General features: G+C 67.5%; 20 protein-coding genes. 17 read left to right on the plus strand and 3 right to left on the minus strand.

What is annotated here, in order from left to right; genetic code table 11:
- Positions 1 to 8: 8 nt before the first annotated feature.
- The 4 genes from SACMADRAFT_RS11585 to SACMADRAFT_RS11600 all read left to right on the plus strand — a co-directional run bounded on the left by SACMADRAFT_RS11585 (position 9) and on the right by SACMADRAFT_RS11600 (position 4,277).
- The gene (locus tag SACMADRAFT_RS11585; protein WP_050998090.1) at positions 9 to 998 is read left to right on the plus strand and encodes a LysR family transcriptional regulator; all 990 of its coding nucleotides are present in this window, start codon (positions 9 to 11) and stop codon (positions 996 to 998) included.
- A 100-nt stretch (positions 999 to 1,098) separates the two neighbouring features.
- Positions 1,099 to 2,076, plus strand: a complete 978-nt coding sequence (locus SACMADRAFT_RS11590) for a class I fructose-bisphosphate aldolase (protein WP_009154005.1) — start codon at positions 1,099 to 1,101, stop codon at positions 2,074 to 2,076.
- Between the two features lie 105 nt (positions 2,077 to 2,181).
- Positions 2,182 to 3,222 (plus strand): fructose-bisphosphatase class II family protein, encoded by a 1,041-nt coding sequence (locus SACMADRAFT_RS11595; protein WP_009154006.1) that lies wholly within the window; start codon positions 2,182 to 2,184, stop codon positions 3,220 to 3,222.
- Complete coding sequence (locus SACMADRAFT_RS11600) at positions 3,219 to 4,277, plus strand: HAD-IIA family hydrolase (protein ID WP_009154007.1); 1,059 nt, start codon at positions 3,219 to 3,221, stop codon at positions 4,275 to 4,277. Before SACMADRAFT_RS11595 ends, SACMADRAFT_RS11600 begins: the two co-directional genes overlap by 4 nt.
- A gap of 63 nt (positions 4,278 to 4,340) precedes the next feature.
- Here SACMADRAFT_RS11600 and SACMADRAFT_RS11605 read toward each other — a convergent pair whose 3' ends face one another.
- Complete coding sequence (locus tag SACMADRAFT_RS11605) at positions 4,341 to 4,811, minus strand: ribose-5-phosphate isomerase (RefSeq protein WP_040926312.1); 471 nt, start codon at positions 4,809 to 4,811, stop codon at positions 4,341 to 4,343.
- Between the two features lie 1,234 nt (positions 4,812 to 6,045).
- Here SACMADRAFT_RS11605 and SACMADRAFT_RS11610 point away from each other — a divergent pair.
- The 4 genes from SACMADRAFT_RS11610 (at position 6,046) to SACMADRAFT_RS11625 (ending at position 11,764) form a co-directional block, all read left to right on the plus strand.
- Positions 6,046 to 6,600 carry a manganese efflux pump MntP gene (locus tag SACMADRAFT_RS11610; RefSeq protein WP_009154009.1) on the plus strand — a complete coding sequence of 185 codons (555 nt, stop codon included), beginning with the start codon at positions 6,046 to 6,048 and terminating at the stop codon, positions 6,598 to 6,600.
- Between the two features lie 175 nt (positions 6,601 to 6,775).
- Positions 6,776 to 9,010, plus strand: a complete 2,235-nt coding sequence (katG, locus tag SACMADRAFT_RS11615) for a catalase/peroxidase HPI (protein WP_009154010.1) — start codon at positions 6,776 to 6,778, stop codon at positions 9,008 to 9,010.
- A 599-nt stretch (positions 9,011 to 9,609) separates the two neighbouring features.
- Positions 9,610 to 10,065, plus strand: a complete 456-nt coding sequence (locus SACMADRAFT_RS11620; RefSeq protein WP_009154011.1) for an MSMEG_3727 family PQQ-associated protein — start codon at positions 9,610 to 9,612, stop codon at positions 10,063 to 10,065.
- Positions 10,066 to 10,081: 16 nt separating this feature from the next.
- A complete protein-coding gene (locus tag SACMADRAFT_RS11625; protein WP_009154012.1) occupies positions 10,082 to 11,764 on the plus strand; it encodes a PQQ-dependent dehydrogenase, methanol/ethanol family in 1,683 nt (560 codons plus the stop codon).
- 492 nt (positions 11,765 to 12,256) lie between these two features.
- Here the strand turns inward: SACMADRAFT_RS11625 and SACMADRAFT_RS11630 are convergent, their stop codons facing one another.
- Entirely contained in the window at positions 12,257 to 13,651 is a 1,395-nt protein-coding gene (locus SACMADRAFT_RS11630) for a DNA-binding protein (RefSeq protein ID WP_009154014.1), read from the minus strand.
- Positions 13,652 to 14,250: 599 nt separating this feature from the next.
- Here SACMADRAFT_RS11630 and SACMADRAFT_RS11635 point away from each other — a divergent pair.
- Positions 14,251 to 15,495, plus strand: a complete 1,245-nt coding sequence (locus SACMADRAFT_RS11635; protein ID WP_232285576.1) for a DNA-binding protein — start codon at positions 14,251 to 14,253, stop codon at positions 15,493 to 15,495.
- Positions 15,496 to 15,590: 95 nt separating this feature from the next.
- On the opposite strand, the gene rpe is transcribed toward SACMADRAFT_RS11635, so the two are convergent.
- On the minus strand, positions 15,591 to 16,268 hold the full coding sequence (gene rpe, locus SACMADRAFT_RS11640) for a ribulose-phosphate 3-epimerase (protein ID WP_009154016.1): 678 nt from the start codon (positions 16,266 to 16,268) through the stop codon (positions 15,591 to 15,593).
- A gap of 205 nt (positions 16,269 to 16,473) precedes the next feature.
- Here rpe and hxlA point away from each other — a divergent pair, with 205 nt between their 5' ends.
- From hxlA to SACMADRAFT_RS11680, 8 genes are all read left to right on the plus strand, one after another.
- Complete coding sequence (hxlA, locus tag SACMADRAFT_RS11645) at positions 16,474 to 17,100, plus strand: 3-hexulose-6-phosphate synthase (RefSeq protein ID WP_009154017.1); 627 nt, start codon at positions 16,474 to 16,476, stop codon at positions 17,098 to 17,100.
- A 53-nt stretch (positions 17,101 to 17,153) separates the two neighbouring features.
- A complete protein-coding gene (tkt, locus tag SACMADRAFT_RS11650; protein ID WP_009154018.1) occupies positions 17,154 to 19,259 on the plus strand; it encodes a transketolase in 2,106 nt (701 codons plus the stop codon).
- Positions 19,260 to 19,715: 456 nt separating this feature from the next.
- A complete protein-coding gene (gene hxlB, locus SACMADRAFT_RS11655) occupies positions 19,716 to 20,303 on the plus strand; it encodes a 6-phospho-3-hexuloisomerase (protein ID WP_009154019.1) in 588 nt (195 codons plus the stop codon).
- Positions 20,304 to 20,377: 74 nt separating this feature from the next.
- A complete protein-coding gene (gene glpX, locus SACMADRAFT_RS11660) occupies positions 20,378 to 21,346 on the plus strand; it encodes a class II fructose-bisphosphatase (protein ID WP_009154020.1) in 969 nt (322 codons plus the stop codon).
- 93 nt (positions 21,347 to 21,439) lie between these two features.
- Positions 21,440 to 22,828, plus strand: coding sequence for an ATP-dependent 6-phosphofructokinase (locus SACMADRAFT_RS11665; RefSeq protein ID WP_009154021.1), 1,389 nt, complete (start codon positions 21,440 to 21,442; stop codon positions 22,826 to 22,828).
- A gap of 220 nt (positions 22,829 to 23,048) precedes the next feature.
- Complete coding sequence (locus SACMADRAFT_RS11670) at positions 23,049 to 23,480, plus strand: Fur family transcriptional regulator (RefSeq protein ID WP_009154022.1); 432 nt, start codon at positions 23,049 to 23,051, stop codon at positions 23,478 to 23,480.
- Between the two features lie 31 nt (positions 23,481 to 23,511).
- Positions 23,512 to 25,740: a catalase/peroxidase HPI gene (katG, locus tag SACMADRAFT_RS11675; RefSeq protein ID WP_009154023.1), complete on the plus strand. Its 2,229-nt coding sequence runs from the start codon at positions 23,512 to 23,514 to the stop codon at positions 25,738 to 25,740.
- A gap of 202 nt (positions 25,741 to 25,942) precedes the next feature.
- On the plus strand, positions 25,943 to 26,431 hold the full coding sequence (locus tag SACMADRAFT_RS11680; RefSeq protein WP_009154024.1) for an SRPBCC family protein: 489 nt from the start codon (positions 25,943 to 25,945) through the stop codon (positions 26,429 to 26,431).
- The last annotated feature ends 214 nt before the right edge of the window (positions 26,432 to 26,645 follow it).

Here is a 26,645-nt window from a genome sequence, read left to right on the forward strand (position 1 = left end):
CGTCAAAGATGCCTCAGCTCGCTGACCTCGATTTGCTGCTGTCCGTGGAAAGCTACGGCAGCGTCGGAAAGGCCGCGCAGGCGCACAGCCTTTCACAGCCGGCAGCCAGTATCCGAATCAGCGCGATGGAGCGTCGGCTGGGGCTCAAGCTGCTGGAGCGTTCTCCCACCGGTTCGAAGCTCACCGAGGAAGGAGAAATGCTCGCGAAGTACGCCCGCAACGTGATGCGGGCAGCACGGGAATTGCTGGAGTTCGGATCGGCGTCGCAATCCGGCGGCGCGAAACGGCTGCGGATCGCGGGCAGCCCGGCGATCTCCGAGCACCTGATCCCGGAATGGCTGAACCGGTCCGGGTTCTCCTTCGGCGAGGCCCGCGTCGAGGTGCGGGCAGGCAGCGTAGACGCGCTGCGCAGGCTGATCCGCGAGAGCCATGTCGATCTGGCGTTCATCGACGGCTGGTGCCAGGCAGGCAGCCAGGTGCGCAAGCAGTTCGGCGACGACATGGCGACCCGCTACATCTGTGACGACAAGCTGTCCGTGGTCGTCGGCGCGACGCACCCGTGGGCCAGGAGGCAGACTCCCGTGACGGTGGAGGAACTGGCCTCGGCCGCACTCGTTCTGCGCGAGCGCGGCTCCGGGATCCGGGAGTTCACCGACGAGCTGCTGAAAACAGCGCCTGCCTCGGGAAGCTACGTCGAACTGCCCTCCAGCGCCGCGATCAAGCAGGCGGTGGCGACAAGCCAGCGGGTGACGGTGCTGAACATCTCCACCGTGCGACCCGAACTCGCCGAAGGCAGGTTGAAGCTGGTTGCCGTCGACCGGGAAATGCCGGCCAAGCCGATTTACGCGGCCTGGAGTGCAGGCCGCGGACTCCCGGAATACGCGCGAGAGCTGGTGGAGATCGCCGCGTCGAAAGGCAGCCCGATGCCCGTCCTGCTTCCTGACCAGAAAACGAAGAGCAGCCTTCTCATGGAGGCGGAAACCACCGTGAAAACTTAGTACGACGGTCCGCGTCCGCCGAGCCGACGACCCTGTTACCGACCCATTTCGCGAACGTGCCACACCGTTTCGGTGCCAAGCGCAGGAGGATCAACGATCGATGTCAGCTCTGAACAAAATCGCGCGCACACTCGTCTCCGGCAGGCGGGGCATCCTCGCCGCCGATGAGAGCATCGGGACGATGTCGTCCCGGCTGGAGAAGGTTGGGGTGGAGCCGACCGAGGAAAACCGCCGAGTCTATCGCGAGTTGATTGTCACCACCCCTGGACTCGCGGAATCGGTGAGCGGTGTCATCCTCGCGGACGAGACATTCCATCAGAAACTGGCCAACGGTCGTACGTTCCCGAGGTTCCTCGACGAGCTGGGGATTCTTACCGGCATCAAGGTCGACACCGGCGCCAAGCCGCTGGCGGGCGCCCCGGGCGAGAAGGTCACCGAGGGCCTCGACGGGTTGCGCGAACGAGTAGCGGGTTACGTGCAAGGCGGAGCGACGTTCGCCAAGTGGCGCGCGGTGATCACGATTGGTGACGAGCTGCCGTCTGCCCGTGCGGTGCGCGCGAACGTGCACGCGCTGGCCCGCTATGCCGGTCTGTGCCAGGAAGGCGGGCTGGTGCCCATCGTGGAACCCGAGGTGCTGATGGACGGCGACCACTCGCTGTCGCGGTGCGAGCGGGTGACGGCTTCCGTGCTGGCGTCGCTGTTCGAGGAACTCGACCTGATGGGGGTTCAGCTCGACGGTATCGTCCTCAAGCCCAACATGGTGGTTCCCGGCACGGGCAGTTCACAGCGGCCGACGGCGACCGACGTCGCCAAGGCTACAGTGGACACTCTGCGTGCGACCGTACCGCCGTCGGTACCGGGCATCGCCTTCCTCTCCGGCGGGCAGAGCCCGGAACTGGCGACACAGCACCTTGCCGCGATGCAGCAACTCGACCCGTTGCCGTGGGAGCTCACGTACTCGTTCGGTAGGGCGCTCGTCGGTCCTGCGCTCGAGACATGGCGGGGCGAGGCGGGCAGCTGGGCTGCCGCGCAGCAGGCGCTCTCCGAGCGAGCCGTCGCGAACGCGGCCGCCCGCTGAGTCCCCCCGCGCCGGGGGAAGGCCCCGGCGCGGTTGCGGCTGCCGTTACGTGGCAGGCCCTTCACGCGGTCGGCTGTCGCCGCGAGTTCGAGTGGATTGAGGTTGATGAGAACCACGGATTGGGGCACCGCAGGCAAGGCAGGCGGTGCCCGCGCGAAGGTAGGCAACGTCGGTTCGTCGGCAGGGACCGGCGGACCCGATCACACTCTCGCTCTCGAACTGGTGCCGGTCACCGAGGCCGCCGCGCTGGCGGCAGGCAGGTGGGTCGGTCGGGGCGACGAGAACAGCGGCAAGGCGGCCGCCGTCGATGTGATCCACAAGCTGATCCCCTCGGTGTCGATACGCGGTGCGGTGGTGATCGGTGGGGACGGGCAGCTGTTACGCGACGGCGAGGAGGTCGGCGAAGCGGGCAGCCCGGCCTGCGACGTGGGGATAAGCGCGGGCGACGGTGCGCTCTCGGTGGCAAGGGACGTGCCGAACGCGCTGGTGGCGATCGCGGTGGCCGAGCGTGGTGCACTGTACGATCCGCCGCCGGCTCACTCGATGGAAAAGCTGGCCGTCGGGCCCGACTGCGCTGACGTCGTCGACATCGACCGCCCGGTGGCGCAGAACCTGCGAGCCGTTGCCACGGCCAAGGGCGTTGGGGTGCCGGATGTCGTCGTCGCGGTTCTCAACCGGCCCTGGCATCGGGAGCTGGTGTACCAGATCCGCGATGCAGGCGCCCGGGTCCACCTGGTCGAGGGCGGCGAGGTAGCGGGCGCGATCGCCGCCGCGCGTCCCGAGAGTCCGGTGGACATGCTGCTGGGCACCGGGGGAGCGGCGGAGGGAGTCGTCGCCGCGGCCGCGCTGTCCTGCCTGGGCGGGTCGTTGCAGGCCCGGCTGCGCTGCAAAGCCCGCGAGGACGAGGAAACCGGCCACGACTTCGGTGAGGTGCTCCACACCCGCGACCTGGTGCGCGGGGAGAGCATCTCGTTCTGCGCCACCGCGGTCACCGGTAGCGAGGTGCTGCGCGGGATACAGCACCACGGGGGCCACTCCACCACAGAGTCCATTGTGCTGTGTTCGAAACCGCGAATCGTGCGGATCGTCAGGTCGGAGCACCGGCAAGCCGGACGGCGTGAGCGCGGGGAGCATCGATTCGCATGACGGCGGAGGTCACCGCGGCGTCCGTAGGGAGCGAATCCCTCATCGCGCGATACCGGGGACTGATCTGTGATCTCGACGGCGTGGTCTACCGCGGCCCCGAGGCCGTCGCCCATGCGGTGGAGACCGTGAACCGGCTGACGGCGGGCGGCATCCGGATCGTGTTCGCGACCAACAACGCCTCCCGCCCTCCCGAGCACGTGAGTGAGCACCTTCGCGGGCTGGGTGTGGCGCCGAGGGGCTGGTCGGTGGTCACCAGTTCGCAGGCAGCAGCGGCGCACCTGGCAGGGCGACTGGCCCCAGCAGCGCGCGTATGTGCGGTGGGAGGGCCGGGAGTCGCCCGGGCACTCACCGAAGCCGGGCTGACCGCGGTCCGCGTCGCGGAGCTGGGCGACACACCGGTCGAGGCGGTCGTTCAGGGGCTGGGCACCGACGTCACCTGGACCGAGCTCGCCGCGGTGAGCTACCTCGCCGAATCCGGCGTCACCTGGGTGGCCACGAACGTCGACCTCACGCTGCCCACGCCCAACGGGCAGGCGCCGGGCAACGGCGCGCTGGTCGCCTTGGTGCGAACGGCGACCTGCGCATCGCCGCACGTCGTCGGCAAGCCGCAGCCTGCCCTGTTCGACCTGGCCCGCTCCCGGCTCGGCACCGATCCCGCGGACACCCTGGTGTGCGGAGACAGGCTGGACACCGACATCGAGGGCGCCAACGCGGCGGGCCTGGACTCGCTCTTCGTCCTGAGCGGCGCCTCCCGTCTCCGCGACCTTGCCTTCGCGCAGCGCAGAGCGCGCCCGACGTATCTCGCCGCCGACCTGCGTGGACTGCTCACGCCCGGGCTGCCGCTGCGCATCACCTCGCCCAGCTACCTCGTGGAGCTGGGGACGGACGGCGTGCCCCGCGTCGCGAGTGCGGCAGACAACGGCGAGCTGCTACGGTCCGTCGTTCTCACGACCTGGGCGGCTCGCGACGCCGGTCGCGCGGTCCGCGACGACGCGAGCCTGTGGGAAGGGATCGAACGGCAGCTCGGGCTCGGCCAGCCGGACGAAGTCGGGTAACCGGGCTGCTTCGAGACTGCTCGTGAGGGGCCGCGCCGGTTCCCGCCGGCGTAGCCGCTCACGTCATCGCGCGGGCAGCGAAGGCGGTACACCAGTGCGCTCGTAGTCGGACAGCAGGTCGATCCTGCGCTGGTGACGGCCGCCCTCGAACTCGGTGGTGAGGAACGCGTCCAGGATGCGCTCGGCTTCTTCGACGGTGTGCATCCGGGCCCCGATCCCGGCCAGCAGCGCGTCGTTGTGCAGGCGGGCGAGCCGGGCTGTGTCGACGTTCCAGGTCAGCGCGGCGCGCGCACCGGGCACCTTGTTGGCCGCGATCTGCTCCCCGTTGCCGGAACCGCCGATCACGACACCGAGACTGCCCTTGTCGGCGACAACACGCCGCGCTGCCTCGACGCAGAACGGTGGATAGTCATCGTTGCCGTCGTAGCTCGTGGGGCCGACGTCGATCACCTCGTGGCCGAGGTCGGTGAGCCTTTTGACAAGGTGGCTCTTGAGGTCGAATCCGGCGTGATCGGAGCCAACGTAAATTCGCACCCGAACCACTTTAATCCCACATTCGCGGTTTGGAAGTCCGGCAACCCGTTCTCCGCCATCGAAAAGCGTTATAGGTAGGCATAGTGTGGGGTTTCGGGTGCTCCGGTACGGCGATTGGCGGGAAAGCCCGGAAACGGCGGGAACGTCGCGGAGCCGGGTGCTGGTTCGGCCGGCCGCCGTTCGAAGCCCGACGGTGCGATCAGGTGCATCCGTGGAGCACCGGGAACCGAGGCTCGTCGACAGCGGTGACGCTTCGGGGCCGGCCCGCCTCGGGTGGGCACCGGCGCGCACGGGTGGCGGCAGGCCGCGGACCTGGCCGGACGGCTCCGCGGCGACGCAGCGCCGCCGCGGTCATTGACCTCCTCACCCGCAAGATCGTAACGTGAAGTTGCAGTATTTGCGGGAAAGCGCCCGACCCGACGCTGCTGCCCGCGGGTGGGCGGCGAGGCGATCTTCGCCGCTAGGCGGTGTCGGTGTCGCCGACTCGTCCTCTGGCCGCCCGTGTTCCACGTTTTCGCAGGTCGTTGCCGGTGCTGGGGTGGCGGCGGTGGTCCCTGCTCACACCGTCGGTGCACGTGCCCACCCCACTCGTAGGCCCGAGGACGCCGTTCGGCACCGGTTCTCGACCACTGGTGCAAGGTCAGTTGCGACGACTCCGTTAAATCTAAGATGCTCTTGCGTGACCGCGGAATTTCCGGACACGGTCCTCGAAATTGCGCGGATCACGATTGTCCGGTTGTCGCCCCGTCGCCGGGTGCAGCCAACAGCGAGGAGGAAAGTATGAAGTGGGAAACTCCGGAATACACGGTCGTCGAGGTGTGCGCTGAGGCCACCGGCTACTTCTACCGGGGCTGACAGTCGGGCTCGAGGGCTCGTGTTGCTGGATTCGGCGTAGTCGCGGGGGGTCCACGAAAACCTCGAAAAGACTACGTTTGGCGTTGACGCAAGGCTTCGGGCCGAGTGAATCGATCGCGCAGGGGCCTTGCGTCACACGCCGAAAATGGGTTTCGACGGCGCTCGGCTGCGGGCCGTACCTGATTTCGCGGTAATGAGCGCACGCTCGCGATCGGTTTCGTGGAATCACGGGAGTCGGCAGGGTGGCCGGCCGATACGCCGCGCGTGGCGATTCATCGGTTGGTCGCCGAGTACGCGCGCGAGCGACGTCGATCGATAACCGACCCATTTTCACGCCTTCCTCCCCGGTGAACCTTGGCTATTTTTCGAGGTGCTTCAGGTGTCGCTCGAACTCATTCCGCTGTTGGCGCTGGCTTTCGGTCTCAGCCTTGACAACTTTCGCTCGTCGATCGCTATCGGGACGATCCCTTTCGGTTGGCGCCGTGCCCTGCAGGTCGCTGTCGTCTTCGGAGTTTGGGATGCGCTGAGCCCGCTGTTGGGCGGGTTGATCGGCCACTTCCTCGGTGACTTCCTCGGGGACTGGGCGGAATACATCGGGGCAGTGGCGCTGGGGCTCTACGGTATCTACTTCATCGTCGGAGCGATCCGAAACCCGAAACCGACGGAGGAGGACCTCGACCATCCGTGGGTGACGCTCTTCGGCATGCCCCTTTCGTTGAGCATCGACAACTTCGTCGCCGGCGCAGGTCTGGGAATCGCCGGATTCTCCATCATCGTCCCGATGCTGGCGTTCGGGATCATGACGATGGTCATGTCGTTCGTCGGGCTCTTCGTCGGGCAGATGGCCGCCAGGGTCATCCGCATCCGTGCCGACCTGCTCTGCGGTGTCTCGCTTTTCGGCGCCGCGATCCTGCTACCACTGGTTTTCGAGTGATCGGCGGGCGCCGTTGTATGCTTGACCCGAGCCGGATCCGTGAGGCCGAGCTCCCGCGACAAGGGCGAATCGTACCGGTCACGGGCGGCCGGAAGGACGCGCAGGGCCGGTCTCGCCGGTGCAATGCGCCCAGGTGCTCGATGTCTCAGGCTCGGCAACACCTGGGAGGACGCCAATGCCCGAGAATCCCGATACCCACGTCTACCGCACCTACGACAAGGTGCTGCGTGAGACGAAGCCTGCTCGGCGGCGCAACCATCCGGCAGCGAGCGGCGACGTCAACGACTGGTGGCCGCACCGGCTCGACCTGAGGGTCCTGCCCGGGCACCGTAGCGCCGACCCGTTGGGCGCGGAGTTCGACTACGCCGCCCAGTTCGAGACTCTGGATCTCGACGAACTGGCCCGCGATATCGACGAGGTGTTGACGACATCGCAGGACTGGTGGCCTGCCGACTTCGGTCACTACGGTCCCCTCGTGCTTCGCATGGCCTGGCACGCCGCGGGTACCTACCGCGTCGGCGACGGCCGAGGCGGTGCCAGTGCCGGGATGCAACGCTTCGCGCCGGTGAACAGCTGGCCGGACAACCGCAACCTGGACAAGGCGCGCCGGCTGCTGTGGCCGGTGAAGCAGAAGTACGGGCGCAGCATCTCCTGGCCAGACCTGATGGTTTACGCAGGCAACCGTGCTCTGGAGTCGATGGGCTTCAAGACCCTCGGGTTCGGCGGCGGTCGTGCCGAGGTGTGGGAGCCCGACCAGACCTACTGGGGACCGGAGCGCAAATGGCTGGCCGACGAACGGCACAGCGGTACTCGTGACCTCGAAGAGCCGCTGGCGGCCACCGATATGGGGTTGATCTACGTCGACCCGCAGGGTCCGGCGACCAACCCCGATCCGGTGCTCGCGGCCCGCGACATCCGTCAGACGTTTCGGCGGATGGGCATGAACGACGAAGAGACCGTCGCGTTGATCGCGGGCGGTCACACGTTCGGCAAGACCCACGGGCTGCTGGACCCGGCCGTGCACCTCGGGCACGAACCCGAGGCCGCTGCGCTCACCGCGCAGGGATTGGGCTGGGCGAACGCACACGGAACCGGCAGGGGTGCCGACACCACCACCAGCGGGCTGGAAGGGATGTGGACGCGAACGCCCGTCACGTGGGATCACACGTTCCTCGAGACGCTGTTTCAGTACAAGTGGGACGTCGAGCTCAGCCCGGCTGGTCTGTGGCAGTGGATCCCGAGCGACGGCCAGGGCGAGGGCACCGTGCCGGACCCCTTCGACCCGGACAGGAAGCACCACCCGGTCATGCTCACCACGGACCTTTCGTTGCAGCAGGACCCGGTCTACGAGTCGATCTCACGGCGGTTCCTGGAGCACCCCGACCAGTTCGAGGACGCCTTCGCACGGGCCTGGTTCAAGCTGACGCACCTGGATATGGGCCCGATCCAGCGTTACCTGGGTCCGCTCGTCCCGGCCGAACGGTTCAGTTGGCAGGACCCGGTGCCGGAGGTGGATCACGAACTCGTGGACGCCGAGGACGTCGCCGCCCTCAAACGCGAGATCCTCGGATCGGGTCTGACGGTCGCGCAGCTGGTCTCGACGGCGTGGGCGTCGGCTTCGACGTACCGCGACAGCGACAAGCGCGGCGGGGCGAACGGAGCGCGGATCCGGCTGGAACCGCAGCGCAGCTGGCCGGTCAACGAGCCTGAGCAGCTGGCTGCCGTCCTGCCCGCGCTGGAGCGGATCCAGCAGCGATTCAATGCCTCCCAACAGGGGGACAAGCGGATCTCGATGGCCGACTTGATCGTGCTCGGTGGCTGCGCCGCGGTGGAGCACGCCGCCGCGGCCGGTGGCCACGAGGTCGATGTCGCGTTCCGGCCGGGGCGCACCGACGCGACCCAGGAATGGACCGACGTCGAGTGGTTCGACGCGTTGCAGCCCGCGGCGGACGGCTTCCGCAATTACCTGGGCAACGGTGTCCGGATGCCGCCGGAGCACCTGCTGATCGACCGCGCGGCCCTGCTGACCCTGAGCGCGCCCGAGTTGACCGTGCTGATCGCGGGGCTGCGGGTGCTCGGAGCCAACCACGGAGGTTCCTCGATGGGCGTGTTGACCTCGCAGCCGGGGTCGCTGACGAACGACTTCTTCGTCAACCTGCTGGACATGGGAACGCAGTGGGCGCCGATACAGGACGCGGACAGCTGGCGGGCAGGCTACGAGGGCCGCGACCGGGGCACCGGCGAGGTGAAGTGGACCGCGAGTCGGGTCGACCTCGTCTTCGGTTCGAACTCGGAACTGAGGTCGCTTTCGGAGTTCTACGCAGGCGAGGACGCGGCCGAGAAGTTCGTCCGGGACTTTGTCGCTGCGTGGGTGAAGGTCATGGAACTCGACCGTTTCGATCTGCGCTGATACCCCAGCCGCGCTCGGACACCAGGACGTTTTCCGCTGTGCGGATTCCGGTTCACCGAAACGCTGCGCGCCGGGGCAATCCTGCCGTGGTGTGTGGCCGGATCGCGAAACCGTGCCGCGGCACGGCTCCTGCTGTGATCGCTGCGGCGCGTGCCCGCGGTCGCGGGTGTGGGCAGGCGTCCCGATCACACCGCGCGTTTCGACCAAAACGTCGCCGTAGCAACGACATCAGCCACACTCGCACGACCGTTTCGAGGCGGTTGGCGCCGGTGATCCGGCGGCGTGCAGGGTGTGCCGCCACGCGCCGGGTTGCACGAACGGTAGCTGTTGCCGGAGGAACGGTGGGGTCGGGCCGGTCGGTGGCGAAGGATATCGGAAGGGCTTTCCCGGGTGTAGGGTACAAAGTCGTTACAGGCTCAGCCGTGAAATGCGGGACAGTTCGGCACCTGTAATTGGTGCGCCAGGGCAGGATCGGCTGTGGCGTAGCGTTTTTGAGGGTATGCGATTTGTCTTACGCTACGCCGACGATCTCTTTGGGTGATGTGATCCGTGAATCCGCCAAGAACCTGATCTTTTTGCTGACGAGGAGGTGAAGTCCGATGACGATTGCCGAGGAACGAGAGGAACTCCTGGCCGAACTCTCCGGACAGAACAGGGCGACCATTGGTGCCGTGCTCGGGACCGGTTCGATCGGCAAGGCGACCGAGCGGCCTGACGGGACGATGGAAGCGACCATCCGGATCCCGGAGGACGCGATGATGTGGGATCCGGCGATCCTGATCCTGCCGCACGGCGGCAAGGTCGAGCTGACGATCATCAACGACGACAAGAACACCCATGCCTGCCTGCTGCCCAGTAACGGCGAAAGGCAGTTCATCGGTCTGTTGAACCACTCGAAGGGCCGCGCGACGCTCGAACTGGACGGTCCCGGTTGCTACTGGTACGGCTCGCCCGCAGGCAACGACGAGGGCAGGGGACTGACCGCGGCCATCGTCGTGGGCGGCGAGGTGCCGCCGGAGGCCAAACTCGACCGGCCCGCGCAGCCGCGGCCGTAGGAAGGGAATACCCACCATGACTGTCGAATACGTCGACGCCGGCGAGGCGTTCAACCACAGCGAGCTCTCCAACCTGCCGCACAGGGCCCCTGACGTAACCCGCGGCGTGAACTACGAGCGCATCCTCCGGGCGCGCAGCGAATCGCAGAACTGGATCACCTACTACGGCGACTACGACGGCAAGCGGCACAGCCTGCTCGACCAGATCAACGTCGACAACGTCAAGAACCTGAAGGTCGCCTGGATTCATCAGGCCAGCGCTACCGGCCTGATCGCCTCCACCTCGACCTACGCGTTCGAGGCCTGCCCGTTGGTCGTCGACGGCGTCATGTTCGTCACCGGCTGGGACGGCTGGCTGTGGGCGCTCGACGCGACGACCGGTGAGCAGCTGTGGCGGTACAAGCACGCGGTCCCCTTCGACGTGACGCTGTGCTGCGCCAACGTCAACCGTGGTTGCGCGGTGGCCAACGGCAAGGTCTACATGGTGACCCAGAACGCCCAGCTGCTGGCGATCGACGCCACCAACGGCCGCAAGGTGTGGCAGAAGACCATCGGTGACGTGCGGGCGGGCGAGAGTGCTTCGATCGCTCCGCTGGTCGTCAAGGACACGATCATCACCGGTTCCGCCGGTGGTGAGTACGGCGTTCGCGGTCACATCGACTGCTGGGACCTGGAGACCGGCGAGCAGCGCTGGCGCACCTACACCGTGCCGAAGCCGGGTGAGCCCGGTTCGGAGACCTGGCCCGCCGACGGTGAGGCCTGGCAGCGCGGAGGCGCCAACCACTGGGTCACCGGTACCTACGACCCGGAGTTGAACCTCTACTACGCGGGTACCGGCAACCCGGCTCCCGACTTCGACGGCGAGGTCCGTGAGGGGGACAACCTCTACACCGACAGCGTGGTCGCGGTGGACGTCGACACCGGCGAGATCAAGTGGCACTACCAGTTCACCCCGCACGATCTGTGGGACTACGACTCCACCATGGAGATGACCCTGTTCGAGCGGGACGGCAAGAAGCTGCTGGCCCACTTCGACAAGAACGGGTACATGTTCGTGCTTGACCGCACCAACGGCGAACTCCAGCACGTCACACCTTTCGTCGACAGGATCGACTGGGGCGTCATCACCCGTGACGGCAAGGTGACGCCGCGGAAGTACCCGGACAAGGAAGGCGAGCCCTGCCACTTCTTCCCAGGCCCTGCCGGCGCCAAGGAGTGGACGCACGCGTCGTACAACCCCGACCACGATCTGTTCTACGTTCCGGTGGCCGACGTGGGTGCCACTGCCACCCGGCGTCGTCGCGAGTTCAAGGAAGGCATGCCCTACTGGGGTGCCGCCGTCGAGGTCGACATCGACAACATGGCCGGGTCGGTGAGCGCGTTCGACTCCCACGGTGAGGAGAAGTGGCGCTACCGGCTCAACAACATGCCGATGGCCGCCTCGACACTCAGCACCGCGGGGAACCTGGTGTTCGCGGGCACGCCTGCGGGCGAGTTCATGGCGCTGCACGCCGAGACCGGAGAGAAGCTCTGGAGCTTCCAGTGCGGCAGCGGTCACCACAGCAGCCCGAGTACCTACTCTGTCGATGGCAAGCAGTACATCTCGGTGCCGGTCGGCTGGGGTGGCTGGCTCGAAGGCATCGTCCCCGGCCTGTCAGGGCAGGGCCACGGTGCCTCGCTGATCACGTTCTCGCTGTGACGGCGAAGTGCCACTGACGTGGTGCTGACTTTCCACCGGACCGGTGGTCGGGGTGTCCTTGCGACGCCTCGACCACCGGTCCGCCCGCTTTGCGCGCCGTCCCGCGGACCCGCGGACGGCGGGTGTTTCGACCTTCACCCTGGTAGCTATTCCGGGTGCACCTCGGTTGTCGGGAAGATCGAAGGAAGCAGCAGGTGATGTGATGAACCAGCCGCCGGTTCCCCCGCAGGGCAACGGACTCGAAGGGCTGCCGTGCCTGTACTGCGGGGAGGCCTACGAGGCAGGCGATATCTCCCGCCACACCGAGCCGATCCACTGTGGACCGTGTATCACCTGTGTCGACAAGCCCGCATGCTTCAGCTGCCGTCTGATGTACTGCGTTTGCGACGTGCACAGGTATCGGGGCTGAACGCCCTCGAACCGCCGCACACCGAGTGGGCCCGTCAGCAGCAGATCGCACGGGCGCCGGCCGTGGCAGTGGCTGCTGCCGGGTCAGATCTCCAGCGCTCGGCGCACAGCCGGGGTGTTGCGCCGGGAAACCGGCACCATCGTCTTGGCCTCGTCGTCCATCACCAGGAACAGCTCGCCCTTGAACCGACGCTCGACCTCCTGGATTCGGCTCAGGTTCACCACGTACTGGCGATGTACCCGCAGGAAACCGGAATCGCTCAGCTCGGCCTCGAGCCTGTCGAGGCCCGGCGATGCGGATCGCAACCTGCCCTGGTCGGTGAAAAGCCATACGTCGTTGCCGTCCGACTGCGCGAAGGACACTTCAGGCAGCCGCAGCAGCACCATACGATTCTCACGCGTCGCGACCATTCGGCGGGGTTGGGCGCGAAGCGGAACGTCGCCTCCCGCGCGAGGTAGTGGATCGCCCTCGGACACGCCGAAGGCGACGACGTTGCCAACCAGGTGCCCGGACAGGAACACGGGCTGGAAGCTGATCGACGTCGGTTCGTTGGCCAGCCGGGTGAAGATCTGCGTCGAGCCGACCCAGTCGGGATTGCGCGCCGCTTGCTTGGCGGCATACTGGGCGGCCCTGATGAACTCCGGCAGTTCCGGTTTCCACCGCACCGCGGGGTCTGGCGCGGGGGTGGAGCCCGGGATGCCGAGCAGCACGCCCGCGGTGTCGTCGGCGAGTACCACCCGGCCCGCCGGATCCACGGCCGCGAGCGCCACGCTCGAGCGCGACCTCGCGTGGTTGAAGGCCGCCATCAGCTCGGCACCGTCGTCCCTTGCGCGCAGTCGCAGGGTCCGCTGTGTCAGCTTGGCGGCGTTGCCCAGCCAGGTACCCACAGTCGCGGGAAGCTCGCTACGCCAGCACGAGATGTTGAGTACCGCGACCGGTTCCCTGGTCACCACGTCCCGTACCGCCACACCGGCGCACGTCCAGTCGTGGAATGCGTGACACCAGTGTTCGGCACGGCGGATCAACACGGGGGTGTAGGACATCAGCGCGGTACCCATGCCGTTCGTCCCGGTGGCGCCCTCGGCCCAGCAGAACCACGGTGCCAGGTTGGCCTTGGCGGCGACGTTGCGCGTGGCCTGGTCTCCCCACTGAGCCAGTACGCGGCCGGAGGCGTCGGTGATGGTGACGATGCCGCCGAGATTGCTGACCTCGTGTTCCAGCGAGGCGGCGCGGAATCCGAGTTCGGCGATCACGACGTCGTGCTCCAGCGCGTGGTCGACCTTCGCCACGGCGACCGGTGCCTCGACAAGGTGGGGGTCGACCCGATACTGGTCCCGACACCGCTGCCAGGAAATCGCTATCTCGGGTCGCACGCCGCGGAGGTCGTCCTCGCCCCGCACGAACCGCTCCCATGCCCCGTACACGGAGGCTTCGCCGTCGTTGCGTGAGGTTGCGTCGAGCCGGCGTACCTGTGCCATATGAGACCGCCTTTGGTCTACTGCCAACCCGGCCGGCACGCGCAGGTCTGGTGCCGCTGCCGCTGTGTGCCGTTTGACGTATCGGGCCGCGTCGCGCGGCCGCCGAGGCAGGCTAAGCGTTCCGTTGTTCCAAGGGCAAGCAGAGTGGGATGACCGCTGACGAAGAACGTACGAACGGACGTGAAACGGCGACGAGCGGTGGCCAACTGCTCATGGGCGGTCGTCTTTGCCGCGGCTGCCCGGGCTCGACAAGCCGATGATGTTTGTCTACAAGCGTGTGGTCGGCCGACACGGACATGTCTTGAAATGTCGTGTCACATCAAGTATTTTTCGTAGTTCTGTCACTGCCCGGAGGTTCCGGAAACCCCGGCGCGTCAGGCCGTGAGGAGGTTGCGATGACCGGGAGCGTACCACCGCTGGCGATCGCACCGAGTAGGCACAGCGGAGGTGACCACGTGGTGAGTGGTTCGCTTGTGACTACGTCATCGGCCAGAGAAGTAGCCAGGGCCTGGGAAAGCTTCGCCGCGGGAGAAGATGTGGAAACGGGCGTCCGGCCCGAGATCCTGGCTTCGTGGTACCGGTGCCGAGATCGGTACGAAGTGGACCGATCGTTGGACGCCGCACCGGGAGCCGGTGGCGACGTCCAGCGGGTCGACAACGACGTGATCTTCACCGCGCTCGGCAGCCTCGGCGCACTGGCAGGCCAGCAAGTGGAACGCGACGGTGCCGTTGTCACCGTCACCGACGGCGGTGGGCGCGTGCTCGGGCTGTGGGGCGACCCCTCCACGCAGCGGCGGGCTGAGTTGCACAACCTCGCGCCGTGGTCGTCGTGGTCGGAGCAGTGCACCGGCACCAACGGTATGGGGACATCGTTGGAGGTGTCCGGTGCGGTGACGGTGACCGGTCCGGAGCACTGGTGCGAAGCGTTCCACCAGTGGGCGTGTGCGGGCATTTCCATCCGCGACGTGGTGACTCGCGCACCCGTCGCGTCGATCAACATCTCGCGATGGAACGCGCCGCTTTCCGAGCTGGTGCCGTTGTGGCTGACCAAAGCAGTCGCGTGCGTCGAGCAGGAGATCTACCGGCGCGCGGTCTACGAGGCGGACAAGGTGATCGCTGAGTTCAACAAGAACTCCGTGCAGGCCGCCGGTGCCGTCATGGCGATGGACCGTGGGGGAAACGTGATAGCCGCCAACGAAGCGGCTGTCGCGCTGCTCGGGTTGACCGGCGAAACGCCTCTCGTGACGGGTGCGATCGAACCGGCGCAGCGCTGGACCCCGGACATCTCAGGGCTTGCCGACGTGGTGCGGTGGGCCAAGGAGCGGGCACGGGGAACCGCGCAGTGGAGCGGTTACGCGACGTTGACCGTGAACCGGGGGGAGGCGGCAACTCCGTTGACCATGCGGCCCGTCGTCGACTCGAACCTGGTGGTGGGCATGCTCTGTGTCTTCGGGGTGCAGGAGGGCGAGCCGTTCGAGAGCACGTCGGAAGCGGCGGCAGGTTCGTTGCCTCGGCGCGTGATCGGAATGCGCAACGACCGGCTGGTGCTGCTCTCGCCGTCGGAGATCCGCTACGCCGAGGCCGACCGCAACGTCGTCTGGCTGATGACCGAACGCGGCAGGATTCAAGCCGCCACCCGTGGCCTGGAGAACGTGGAGCGTTCGCTGACGCCCTACGGGTTCCGCCGGGTGCATCGACGCTTCCTGGTGAACCTTCGCCGGGTGGCGGAACTGGAACGGGGCATCAAGGGGGAGCTCTTCCTGATCATGGACTCTCGTTCCCACGAGTTCGTTCCCGTTTCGCGGCGACACGCTCCCGAGCTTCGCCGCATGCTCGGGGTGTAAGGCTTCGCCGGGCCTGGTCCTGCCGAACGTGGTGCGCGGCAGGATCAGGCCTAACAGGACAACTCGGACCTACCGGCCGGAACAGCGCACGAGCGTCAACGCCGTCGCGAGGAAACGGCCTCCGCCCGGCTGCGCAGCCGCTGCACCGCCTGCGCCGGGTCATCGGCCGCGTAGACGGCTGAGCCTGCCACGAAGCAGTCGACGCCCGCCTCGGCCGCCTGTTCGATGGTCTCGGTGTTGATGCCGCCGTCGATCTCCACGAGCAGGTTCAGGTGGCCGGTGTCGACCATCCTGCGCGCCAGGCGCACCTTGTCGAGGACCGAGGCGATGAACTTCTGGCCGCCGAAACCGGGCTCCACCGACATCACCAACAGGGTGTCGTAGTGGCTGAGCACGTCGACGTAAGGCTCCAGCGGGGTGTTCGGTTTGATCGCCAGCCCCGCCTTCGCGCCCGCCGCCCTTAGGTTCTTCGCTAGCATGGCCGGATCGTCGGCGGCCTCGACGTGCACCGTGACGTTGTAGGAACCCGCTTCCGCGTAACCGACCGCCCAGCGATCCGGGTTCTCGATCATCAGGTGACAGTCGAGCGGCAGGTCGGTGCTGGCCAGCAGCGACCTCACGACCGGCAGTCCGAGGGTCAGGTTCGGCACGAAATGCGCGTCCATGACGTCGACGTGCAGCCAATCAGCTCCGCGGCCGGGTTTTCCGGTTACGGCGGCCACTTCGTCGGCGAGTCGGGCGAAGTCGGCGGAGAGGATCGACGGCGCGATCATTGGCTGATTCGACACGAATTCCAGCGTAGGTGGGTGGTTTGGGGGTTGGTTATTTGTTGTGTGGATTGGGGGATTGGGGTTTTGCATGTGGTGGGGTGTTGCTGGGTTTTGGGTGGGTGCGTGATTGTCGTGGGAGTTCATTGGTTCGGGTGTGTCGGCGGGTGCGGACGGTGTCCGTCGTGATCGGTAGAGGAGAGTGTGTGTCGTGAAGTTGCAGGTTGCGTTGGATGTTGTGGATCTGCCGGCTGCGTTGAGGTTGGCGCATCAGGTGGCCGAGCACGTGGACATCCTGGAGTTGGGCACGCCGCTGGTGAAGTCGGTGGGGATCGGTGCGGTCAGCGCGATCAAGGCGGCGCATCCGGACAAGCTGGTTTTCGCCGATCTCAAGACCGCTGATGCCGGCGAGTTGGAGGCGGCGATGGCGTTCGAGGCCGGGGCGGATCTGGTCACGGTGATGGGCGCGGCCGACGACGACACCGTGCGGGGCGCGGTCGCGGCCGGCCGCAAGTACGGCAAGGAGGTGGTCGCGGACATGATCACCGTGGTCGAGGACCGGGTCGCGCGTATCAGGGAGGTCGCCAAGCTCGGGGTGGCGTTCGTGGAGATCCACGCCGGCCTGGACGAGCAGGCCCGCCCCGGCTACACCATCGACACCCTGCTCGAGGACGGCCGCCAGGCCGGAGTGCCGTTCTCCATCGCGGGCGGCATCAAAACCGACACCATCGCCGCCGTCCGCGACGCAGGCGCCACCGTCGCCGTCGCAGGCGGAGCCATCTACAACGCCCCCAACCCCACCACCGCCGCCCAACAACTCAAAAAACACGCCGCCTGACGATTCATGTCCGGCCGAATCTCGCGAGAAGAAACCACCAGGAGTGCGCGCCCATGGCAGCAGACGAATCAACTGACGAGGTTGTTCGCTTGACCACCAAGCGACTCCCTGAGGACTGGACCGAGCTGGACCGGCGCGCGGTGGACACGGCCCGCGTGCTGGCTGCGGACGCGGTCGAGCACTGCGGGAGCGGACACCCCGGCACGGCCATGAGCCTCGCGCCTGTCGCCTACGCGCTGTTCCAGCGGGTCATGCGGCACGACCCGGGCGACTCCCAGTGGATCGGCCGGGACCGGTTCGTGCTCTCCGCCGGGCATTCCAGCCTCACCCTTTACATCCAGCTGTTCCTTTCCGGCTACGGACTGGAACTGGACGACCTGAAGGCCTTGCGAAAGTGGGGTTCGCTGACCCCAGGCCACCCCGAGTACGGGCACACCAACGGTGTGGAGACCACCACCGGCCCACTGGGCCAGGGGCTGGCCAACGCGGTCGGCATGGCCATGGCGGCCCGCCGCGAGCGTGGCCTGCTCGACCCGGACGCCGAGCCGGGAACGAGCGTGTTCGACCACCAGATCTACGTGCTGGCCTCCGACGGCGACATCGAGGAAGGTGTTACCTCCGAGGCCTCGTCGCTGGCGGGAACCCAGCAGCTCGGCAACCTCACGGTGATCTACGACAGCAACGAGATCTCCATCGAGGACGACACCCGCATCGCGCTGTCGGAGGACACCGCCAAACGCTACGAATCGTATGGCTGGCACGTCCTCACGGTCCACGGCGGTGAGGATGTGGCCGGGATTCTGGACGCGATCGAGCAGGCAAGGGCCGAGACCGCCCGCCCGAGCCTGATCGTGCTGCGCACCGTGATCGGTTACCCGGCGCCGACCATGATGAACACCGGCAAGGTGCACGGTGCTGCCCTGGGCGCCGACGAACTCGCCGCGGTCAAGCGCGCTGTCGGTCTGGACCCCGGCCGCAGTTTCCAGGTCGACGACGAGGTGCTGCGCCACGCTCGCGAGGTGGCCGACCGCGGCAGGGCCGACCGCGAGAAGTGGCAACTCGAGTTCGATGCGTGGGCGAAGCGCAATCCGGAGCGCAAGGCGCTGCTTGACCGAATCAGCGCGCGCGAGTTGCCCGCGGGCTGGGCAGGTGACCTGCCCACCTGGGAGCCCGGCGGCAAGGGAGTCGCCACCCGCAAGGCGTCGGCCGCGGTGCTGGCGAAGCTCGGCGAGGTGCTGCCCGAACTGTGGGGCGGATCGGCGGACCTGGCCGAGAGCAACAACACCACGATCAAGGGTGCTGACTCCTTCGGCCCGGTCGAGATCTCCACCAAGGCGTGGCAGGCCCATCCCTACGGGCGCACACTGCATTTCGGTATCCGCGAGCACGCGATGGGTTCGATCCTCAACGGTATCGCGCTGCACGGCGGAACCCGACCGTACGGTGGCACCTTCCTCGTCTTCAGCGACTACATGCGCCCTGCGGTGCGCCTGGCCGCGCTGATGCGGCTGCCGGTCGTCTACGTGTGGACACATGACTCGATCGGGCTCGGCGAGGACGGTCCGACCCACCAGCCCGTCGAGCAACTGGCCTCGCTGCGCGCCATTCCCGGGATGTCGGTGGTACGCCCGGCCGACGCGAACGAGACCGCGCACGCCTGGAAAGCCGTACTGCAGGACACCGGCGGACCGGCCGGGCTGGCGCTCACCCGGCAGGACGTGCCGATCCTGGAGGGCACCTCGGCGGAGGGGGTGGCCCGCGGCGGCTACGTACTCGCCGAGGCGTCCTCGGGCAGCCCCGAGGTGGTGCTGATCGGCACCGGTTCCGAGGTCCAGCTCGCGGTGGATGCCAGGAAGATCCTCGAGTCCGAAGGGATTGCCACCCGGGTCGTGTCGATGCCGTGCGTGGAGTGGTTCGACCGCCAGGAGCAGTCCTACCGCGAACAGGTACTTCCCCCGTCGGTGCGGGCCAGGGTGATCGTCGAGGCGGGTATCGCGCAGCCGTGGCACCGGTTCGCGGGCGAGGCGGGCGAGATCGTGTCGTTGGAGCATTTCGGCGCTTCGGCCGACTTCAAGACCCTGTTCAGCCAGTTCGGCATCACCACCGAGGCCGTGGTGGAAGCGGCACGCAGGAGCGTGCACTCCGTACGGCCGAGTTGATGCCCGCCCGCAGGCGGCAGGAGGGGTATCCGAGCAGCCCGAGCCCGGACGCGGAGGGCCCTTGCGGATACCGGAATCGAGCGCCTGCACGAAGCGGCCCCGGCGAAACGCCGGGGCCGCTTTCTTTCTTTCCGGCTGGTGTGCTCGAGCTGGAATGCCTCCGTCAATATTCGCTGTTCCAATTACGGGATAGCGGTTGTCAATGTCGTAAGCCTTGCCGGCCACCACCCCGGCCGACAATCATTTGGACCAAGTGGCTTACCCGCGCTGCCGGTCGATGGAACTCCTGCCGAAGCAGGCGTTCTTGCGACACCGAAGATGCCCGGAGCGAGCTACGACGATCCGCGCGATGGCTTTCTCGGATTGACCGGCCAGGGTTTCACGACCGAGCGCCCGGTTTCGTATCGGGGCAATCGGCCGGCGACGCCATCCGCCCCGAGAACGGAGGAGATCTCGTTGACCAAGTCGATTCCCAAGAATCTGGATGCCAGCTATTTCTCGGACGCGACCCGCGCTGTCGTCGCGGAGGTGGACAGGGTGAGCGCGGCCGTGCACTCTGCGGCCTGGGTTCGCGCGGGCGCGTTGTTGCTCAAGGCGCCCGCGGTGTTCACCATCGGCACCGGGCGCAGTGGGCTGGCCCTGCAGATGGCCGCGATGCGGTTCATGCACCTCGGACTCCCCACTCATGTCGTCGGCGAGGTGACCGCTCCGGCAATCGGCCCGCGCGACGTCCTGGTGGCGGCTTCGGGCTCCGGGTCGACGAGGCGGGTGGTGCGGGCGGCGCAGACCGCCCGTGACCAGGGTGCGGATGTGATCGCACTGACCACCGCGCCGGAGTCGGCGCTGGCCGAGGTCGCGACCGAGGTGCTCATCATCCCGGCGGCGGACAAGCAGGACTTCGACGGCAACACCTCGGTGCAGTATGCCGGAAGCCTGTTCGAGCAGTCCGTTCTGCTGACCACCGACGCGCTGTTCCACACGCTGTGGCAGACCAGCGGGACCCAGGCCCGCGAGCTGTGGCGGCTTCACGCGAATCTCGAGTAGCCGCCGCGAACTTCCGCGGGTGTGGCCAATCGCCAGCGCTGTCCTGATGCGACAGAACGGAACAGGAGCCGAAGATGCAGTGTCAGAGTGAGGTCGCAGCGCGGACGCGCGTCGATATCCATTCCTTGGAGGCTGCGGCGCTGGCGGCCACCCACAGCGCCGCGGTGGCCAGCTACGCCTGGGTGGGGCGATACGATCAGAAAGCGGCTGATGCCGCGGCCACCAAGGCGATGCGCGAGGCGTTGGCCGACGCGCCGGGGCGGGGAAAAGTCGTCATCGGGGAGGGCGAAAAGGACGATGCCCCGATGCTGTTCAACGGTGAGATCGTGGGCAGCGGGCAAGGTCCGGACTTCGACATCGCCGTCGACCCCCTCGAGGGGACCTCGTTCTGCGCGAAGGACCTGCCTGGCGCTCTGGCCACGATAGCTTTCGGCGAGCCGGGAACCTTGTGGTCGCCGGGGCCCGGGTTCTACATGGACAAGATCGTGGTGCCTGCGCAGGCCAAGGATGTCATCGATCTGGACGACCCTGCAGAGCGGACCCTGGCCAACGTCGCCAAGGCGCTCGGCAAGGAGGTCGGCGAACTGCGCGTTGTCATCATGGACAAGCCGCGGCACAAGGAGCTGATCGCGCGCGTGCTGGCGGCGGGCGCGGCTGTGCAGACTCCGGCCGGAGGCGATGTCGGGGGAAGTCTCGCGGTGCTCCTGCCGACGCTCGACGTCGACCTGCTCCTCGGAGTCGGCGGCACGCCCGAAGGTGTGATGACCGCCGCGGCGGTCGGTGCGCTGGGCGGCGGCATGCTGGGACGCCTGGCTCCGCAGCGTGCCGAGGAGGAGGCCGCCATCCGTGCGGCTGGTATGTCCCTCGACCGCGTCTACGACTGTGCCGAACTGGTGTCCGGCGATGCCTTCTTCGTCGCCACCGGCGTCAGCGGAGGACCCCTGCTCGGACGGCCACGCCAGTGTGCGGGCAGGACAACCGCCGAATCGCTGCTGATCTCCAAAGGCCAGATTCGGCACATAACACACACGACCTTCGAATAGCTTCGCGAACTCTTGTTCGTCCGCGTGAGGCTCGTTCTCCGCGGCATCCATCCCAGAGCGGACATCACAACTGACCAGGACCAGGGAGATTCGGTGACGCTGCACCTGGACGACCTCCGCGTTCGCCACCTCGGTGAGTGCCGTTACGATTCGCCGTTCTCCGAGATGCTGTCCACCAAGCAGACATCTCCGCATTACGTTGCCGAGGGCGATCGTGTCCTGCTCGAGGACACCGTTTCCATGCTGGCCGAACACGGCCTGCCGCCTGGCCAGGTGCCGAGCTTCGAAGCCGCGGGGCCCCGTAGGAAGATCTATTTCGATCCCGCCCGCGTCACGGCAGGAATCGTCACCTGCGGGGGGTTGTGCCCCGGCCTCAACAACGTCATTCGTGGTCTCGTCCAAGAGCTTTCCGTGCACTACCGGGTCGAGCGCATTCTGGGTTTCCGCAATGGTCTGCAGGGACTGACCGCCGAGCACCGTTTCGATACCGTGGAACTGACAACTGATCGTGTCCGCGATATCCACAACGTGGGCGGCACCATCCTTGGCAGCTCACGCGGCGGCCAGGACGCCGACGAAATGGTCGACAGCCTCGTCATGCGCGGCGTGGACATGCTTTTCGTCATCGGTGGTGACGGGGGGATGCGCGCCGCGACGTTCCTCAGCGAGGCGATCAAGGCGCGTGGGCTCGACATCGCGGTCATCGGGGTGCCGAAGACGATCGACAACGACCTGCCCTTCACCGACCAGTCCTTCGGGTTTCAGAGCGCGTTCGCGCGGGCGACCGATTTCATCTCATCGGTCTGGGTCGAAGCCGCGGCCAGCCCGAACGGGGTCGGGATCGTGAAGCTGATGGGTCGCCACTCCGGGTTCATAGCCAGCTATGCCGCGTTGGCGGCCAGCGGCGCCGACATCGTGCTGATCCCCGAGATCCCCTTCGCTCTCGAGGGGCCGGACGGCCTGCTCGCGCACGTCGAGAAGCACGTGCGGGCCAAGGGCTTCGTGGTCGTCGTCGTAGCCGAGGGGGCAGGCCAGGACCTCATCGAGAAGTATGGGCTGCCGCAACACAACGGTCGCGGTACCGACGCCTCGGGCAACGTCAAGCTCGGCAACATCGGCGAGTTGCTGAAGGACACCATCAACGCCCACCTGACCGCGGTCGGTCTGACACCCACGATGCGTTACCTCGATCCGAGCTACGCGATCCGCAGCGTCGCCGCCAACGCCTACGACAGCGTCTACTGCCTGCGCCTGGCGCATGCCGCGGTGCACGCCGCCATGGCGGGTCGCACCGAAGTCGCCGTCGCGCGCTGGCGGCGGCGTTTCGTGCATGTTCCGTTGTCACTGATGACCAGCCGTCGCAACCAGGTGGATCCCGACGGCGACCTGTGGATGTCGGTGCTCGAGACCACTTGCCAACCGGCCGAGTTCGGTACCACTTCGGACCGTGAGAGGATCCGGCCGCCTGCGTTCTCGGTCTGACGCGCCGGTGATGGCCGGTGCTGTTGGCCTCGCTACGGGTGGCCTCCAGGACCGTGGCGTGCCGCGACACGGCCCGCACTGTCTGGTTGTCCCGGTTGAGGCGGTGGGTGGGCGCCGGGGGTGCCCCGCCGCGCTGCGGCCGTCGCCGCTTCGGGTGACACGCGAAGCCGATCCCGACTAATTCTTGATTCATTCCAGAAAGTAGGGCAGACTGCGGGCCGTGCCCACGACCTCGGACTTCGAGCGGATGCTGCGGGGCGTCTCGCTGCGGGTGACGCGTCCCCGCTTGGCGGTGCTGTCCGCGGTGCACGATCACCCGCACGCCGACACCGAGTCGATCATCGGCGTCGTGCGGGACAACCTCGGCGAGGTGTCTCACCAGGCCGTATACGACGTGCTGCGTGCGCTGACCGCGGCGGGTCTGCTGCGGCGGATCCAGCCGCCCGGCTCCGTGGCGCGCTACGAGTCGCGGGTGGGGGACAACCACCATCACGTCGTGTGCCGGTCGTGTGGCGCTATCGCCGATGTCGACTGCGCCGTAGGCAGCGCGCCCTGTCTCAGCGCGTCGCAGACACACGGCTTCGCCATCGACGAGGCCGAGGTCGTCTACTGGGGCCTGTGCCCCACCTGCTCCACCGCAACCCGTTCCTGACCGCACAAACAGATCGTTCGAAGGGATTTCCATGTCCGAGACCACCGAGTCCGCCACGGGCGGCTGCCCGGTCGTGCACGCCGACCGGCTGCCGCACCCGACCCAGGGTGTCGGCAACACCTACTGGTGGCCGAACCGGCTCAACCTCAAAATCCTCGCCAAGAACCAGCCGGTGTCCAACCCCATGGACGCCGACTTCGACTACGCCGAGGCGTTCAACAGCCTCGACCTGCCCGCCGTGAAGCGGGACATCCAGGAGGTGCTGACCACCTCCCAGGACTGGTGGCCCGCCGACTTCGGCAACTACGGCCCGCTGATGATCCGCATGGCCTGGCACAGTGCCGGGACCTACCGGGTCAGCGACGGCCGCGGCGGCGCGGGATCGGGTCAGCAGCGGTTCGCCCCGCTGAACAGCTGGCCGGACAACGTCAGCCTCGACAAGGCCCGCAGGCTGCTGTGGCCGGTGAAGCAGAAGTACGGCAAGAGCATCTCCTGGGCCGACCTGATGATTCTGGCCGGTAACGTCGCGCTGGAGTCGATGGGCTTCAAGACGTTCGGCTTCGCCGGTGGCCGCGAGGACGGCTGGGAGCCCGAGGACGACGTCTACTGGGGTGCCGAGACCACCTGGCTCGGCAGCGACAAGCGCATCTCCGGCGGTGAGAAGCGGGTCCTCGAGAACCCGCTGGGCGCCACGCACATGGGCCTGATCTACGTGAACCCGGAGGGTCCCGAGGGCAAGCCGGACCCGGTCGCCGCCGCGCGTGACATCCGCGAGACGTTCGGCCGGATGGCGATGAACGACGAGGAGACCGTCGCGCTGATCGCGGGTGGGCACACCTTCGGCAAGACCCACGGCGCCGCCCCCGACTCCTACCTCGGCCCCGACCCCGAGGCCGCGCCGCTGGAGGAGCAGGGCTTCGGCTGGAAGAACAGCTACGGCACCGGCAAGGGCGCCGACGCCATCACCAGCGGGCTGGAAGTCACCTGGACCACCACGCCGACACAGTGGAGCAACAACTTCTTCGAGAACCTGTTCGGTTACGAGTGGGAGCTGTACAAGGGCCCGGGTGGCGGCTGGCAGTGGAAGCCGAAGGACGGCGCGGGTGAGGGCACGGTCCCGCACGCGTACGACGCGTCGAAGAAGATCGCGCCGAACATGCTCACCACGGACCTCGCGCTCAAGGTCGACCCGATCTACGAGCCGATCTCCCGGCGCTTCATGGAGAACCCGGACGAGTTCGCGGACGCCTTCGCCCGCGCCTGGTTCAAGCTGACCCACCGCGACATGGGCCCGGTCCAGCGCTACCTCGGCCCCGAGGTGCCGAGCGAGATCATGATCTGGCAGGACCCGATCCCCGCCGTGGACCACGAACTGGTCGGCGACGCCGAGATCGCGGACCTCAAGCGCCGAGTCCTCGACTCGGGCCTTTCGGTGTCCGAGCTCGTGTCCACGGCGTGGGCGGCGGCCTCGACGTTCCGCGGCAGCGACAAGCGCGGCGGCGCCAACGGCGCGCGGATCCGGCTCGAGCCGCAGCGCAGCTGGGAGGTCAACAACCCCGACCAGTTGGCCAAGGTCCTGCGCACGCTGGAGGGCGTCCAGGAGTCCTTCAACTCCGCGCAGAGCGGCAACAAGCGGGTCTCCCTGGCCGACCTGATCGTGCTGGCCGGCTGTGCGGGTGTCGAGCAGGCCGCGAGGAACGCGGGATTCGACATCCAGGTGCCGTTCACGCCGGGGCGTACGGACGCGTCGGAGGAGCAGACCGACGTGGAGTCGTTCTCCCACCTCGAGCCGCCGGCCGACGGGTTCCGCAACTACGTCGGCAAGGCGGCCCCGCTGCCCGCCGAGTACATGCTCGTCGACAAGGCGAACCTGCTGACACTGAGCGCGCCGGAGATGACGGTGCTGGTCGGCGGCCTGCGGGCGTTGAACACCAACTACGACAACTCCGCCCACGGCGTCTTCACCGACAAGCCGGGTTCGCTGACCAACGACTTCTTCGTGAACCTGCTCGACATGGGCACGCAGTGGCAGCCGGTCGATGGACCGGGTTCGGAGGCCGAGATCTTCGAGGGCCGTGACCCCGCGACCGGCCAGGTCAAGTGGACCGGCAGCAGGGTGGACCTCGTGTTCGGCTCGAACTCCGAACTGCGGGCCCTCGCCGAGGTGTACGCGTGCGACGACGCGAAGGAGAAGTTCGTGCGCGACTTCGTCTCCGCGTGGGACAAGGTCATGAACCTCGACCGGTTCGACCTCGCCTGATCCGCTGATCGCGGTGTCCGGGCCTGCCACTCGCGGGCCCGGACACCGCGCTGTTCAGGCTCATCGCGCGCCGCTGCCTCGCTCGCGGTGAGCCTCGCGCGACCGACCGACATCGGGCCTGGGTGACGCGCGTCTCTTCCGCGGCGTGCCACTCGCTGGCACGGTGGTACCCGCGAGTAACCATTCGCCGAGGAGGACACCGATGCCCCAGCCGACCGCGCAGAGTTCCGTGGAGATAGCCGCGCCACCCGAGCTGGTCTACCGCCTGGTGTCCGACGTGCCCGGCCAGGGCCGCTGGGCCGCCGAGATCGACCGCTGCCGGTGGCTCGGCGGGGCCACCGGGCCCGCGGTGGGTGCGAAGTTCCGCGGCGTCAACCAGCACCGTTCGCGGCGCTGGACCACCACCTGTGTCGTGACGGAAGCCGAGCCCGGCAGGCGGTTCGCCTTCCGCGTGCAGGTCATGGGTGCGCCGTCGGCGCTGTGGCGCTACGAGATCGAGCCGACCGGCACCGGCTGCCGTGTCACCGAGACCACCCAGCGGCTGACGCCGCGGATCATCGTTCTCGCTGTCAACCGCCTCGTGCTCGGCATCCGCGACCGCGACGCGCACAACCAGCACAACATCGAGGCCACGCTCGCCGCGCTCAAGGAATACGCCGAGCAGGAGGCGCGCGAGGCCACGGCGCACTGACGCCCCACGCCGGCCGGAGCACGACCGCACAGCCGGTCGGCCACGATGCGCGGGCACAGGGGAGTGCGGCGGAGTAGGTCGGCGGTTCGAGCCCACTCGTGCCGCGGTTCCTGCTTCAGCCGCATCGCGTGACGCGGGCTTCACTCACCGCGTGCGCAACCCGGGAAGATCGATCCGAGCCGCTCGGCCAACGGGGTGAATCACCCACCGGTCA

The organism is Saccharomonospora marina XMU15, from assembly GCF_000244955.1.
Classification (GTDB): Bacteria; Actinomycetota; Actinomycetes; order Mycobacteriales; family Pseudonocardiaceae; genus Saccharomonospora_A; species Saccharomonospora_A marina.

Excerpts from the sequence above, each read along its gene's own strand:
- glpX (WP_009154020.1), top strand. The coding sequence starts at position 20,378 with ATGCAGTGTCAGAGTGAGGTCGCAGCGCGGACGCGCGTCGATATCCAT.
- katG (WP_009154010.1), top strand. The coding sequence starts at position 6,776 with ATGCCCGAGAATCCCGATACCCACGTCTACCGCACCTACGACAAGGTG.
- rpe (WP_009154016.1), bottom strand. The coding sequence starts at position 16,268 with ATGATCGCGCCGTCGATCCTCTCCGCCGACTTCGCCCGACTCGCCGAC.
- tkt (WP_009154018.1), top strand. The coding sequence starts at position 17,154 with ATGGCAGCAGACGAATCAACTGACGAGGTTGTTCGCTTGACCACCAAG.
- SACMADRAFT_RS11600 (WP_009154007.1), top strand. The coding sequence starts at position 3,219 with ATGACGGCGGAGGTCACCGCGGCGTCCGTAGGGAGCGAATCCCTCATC.
- SACMADRAFT_RS11630 (WP_009154014.1), bottom strand. The coding sequence starts at position 13,651 with ATGGCACAGGTACGCCGGCTCGACGCAACCTCACGCAACGACGGCGAA.
- SACMADRAFT_RS11620 (WP_009154011.1), top strand. The coding sequence starts at position 9,610 with ATGACGATTGCCGAGGAACGAGAGGAACTCCTGGCCGAACTCTCCGGA.
- SACMADRAFT_RS11590 (WP_009154005.1), top strand. The coding sequence starts at position 1,099 with ATGTCAGCTCTGAACAAAATCGCGCGCACACTCGTCTCCGGCAGGCGG.
- SACMADRAFT_RS11585 (WP_050998090.1), top strand. The coding sequence starts at position 9 with ATGCCTCAGCTCGCTGACCTCGATTTGCTGCTGTCCGTGGAAAGCTAC.
- SACMADRAFT_RS11680 (WP_009154024.1), top strand. The coding sequence starts at position 25,943 with ATGCCCCAGCCGACCGCGCAGAGTTCCGTGGAGATAGCCGCGCCACCC.
- SACMADRAFT_RS11625 (WP_009154012.1), top strand. The coding sequence starts at position 10,082 with ATGACTGTCGAATACGTCGACGCCGGCGAGGCGTTCAACCACAGCGAG.
- SACMADRAFT_RS11595 (WP_009154006.1), top strand. The coding sequence starts at position 2,182 with ATGAGAACCACGGATTGGGGCACCGCAGGCAAGGCAGGCGGTGCCCGC.
- katG (WP_009154023.1), top strand. The coding sequence starts at position 23,512 with ATGTCCGAGACCACCGAGTCCGCCACGGGCGGCTGCCCGGTCGTGCAC.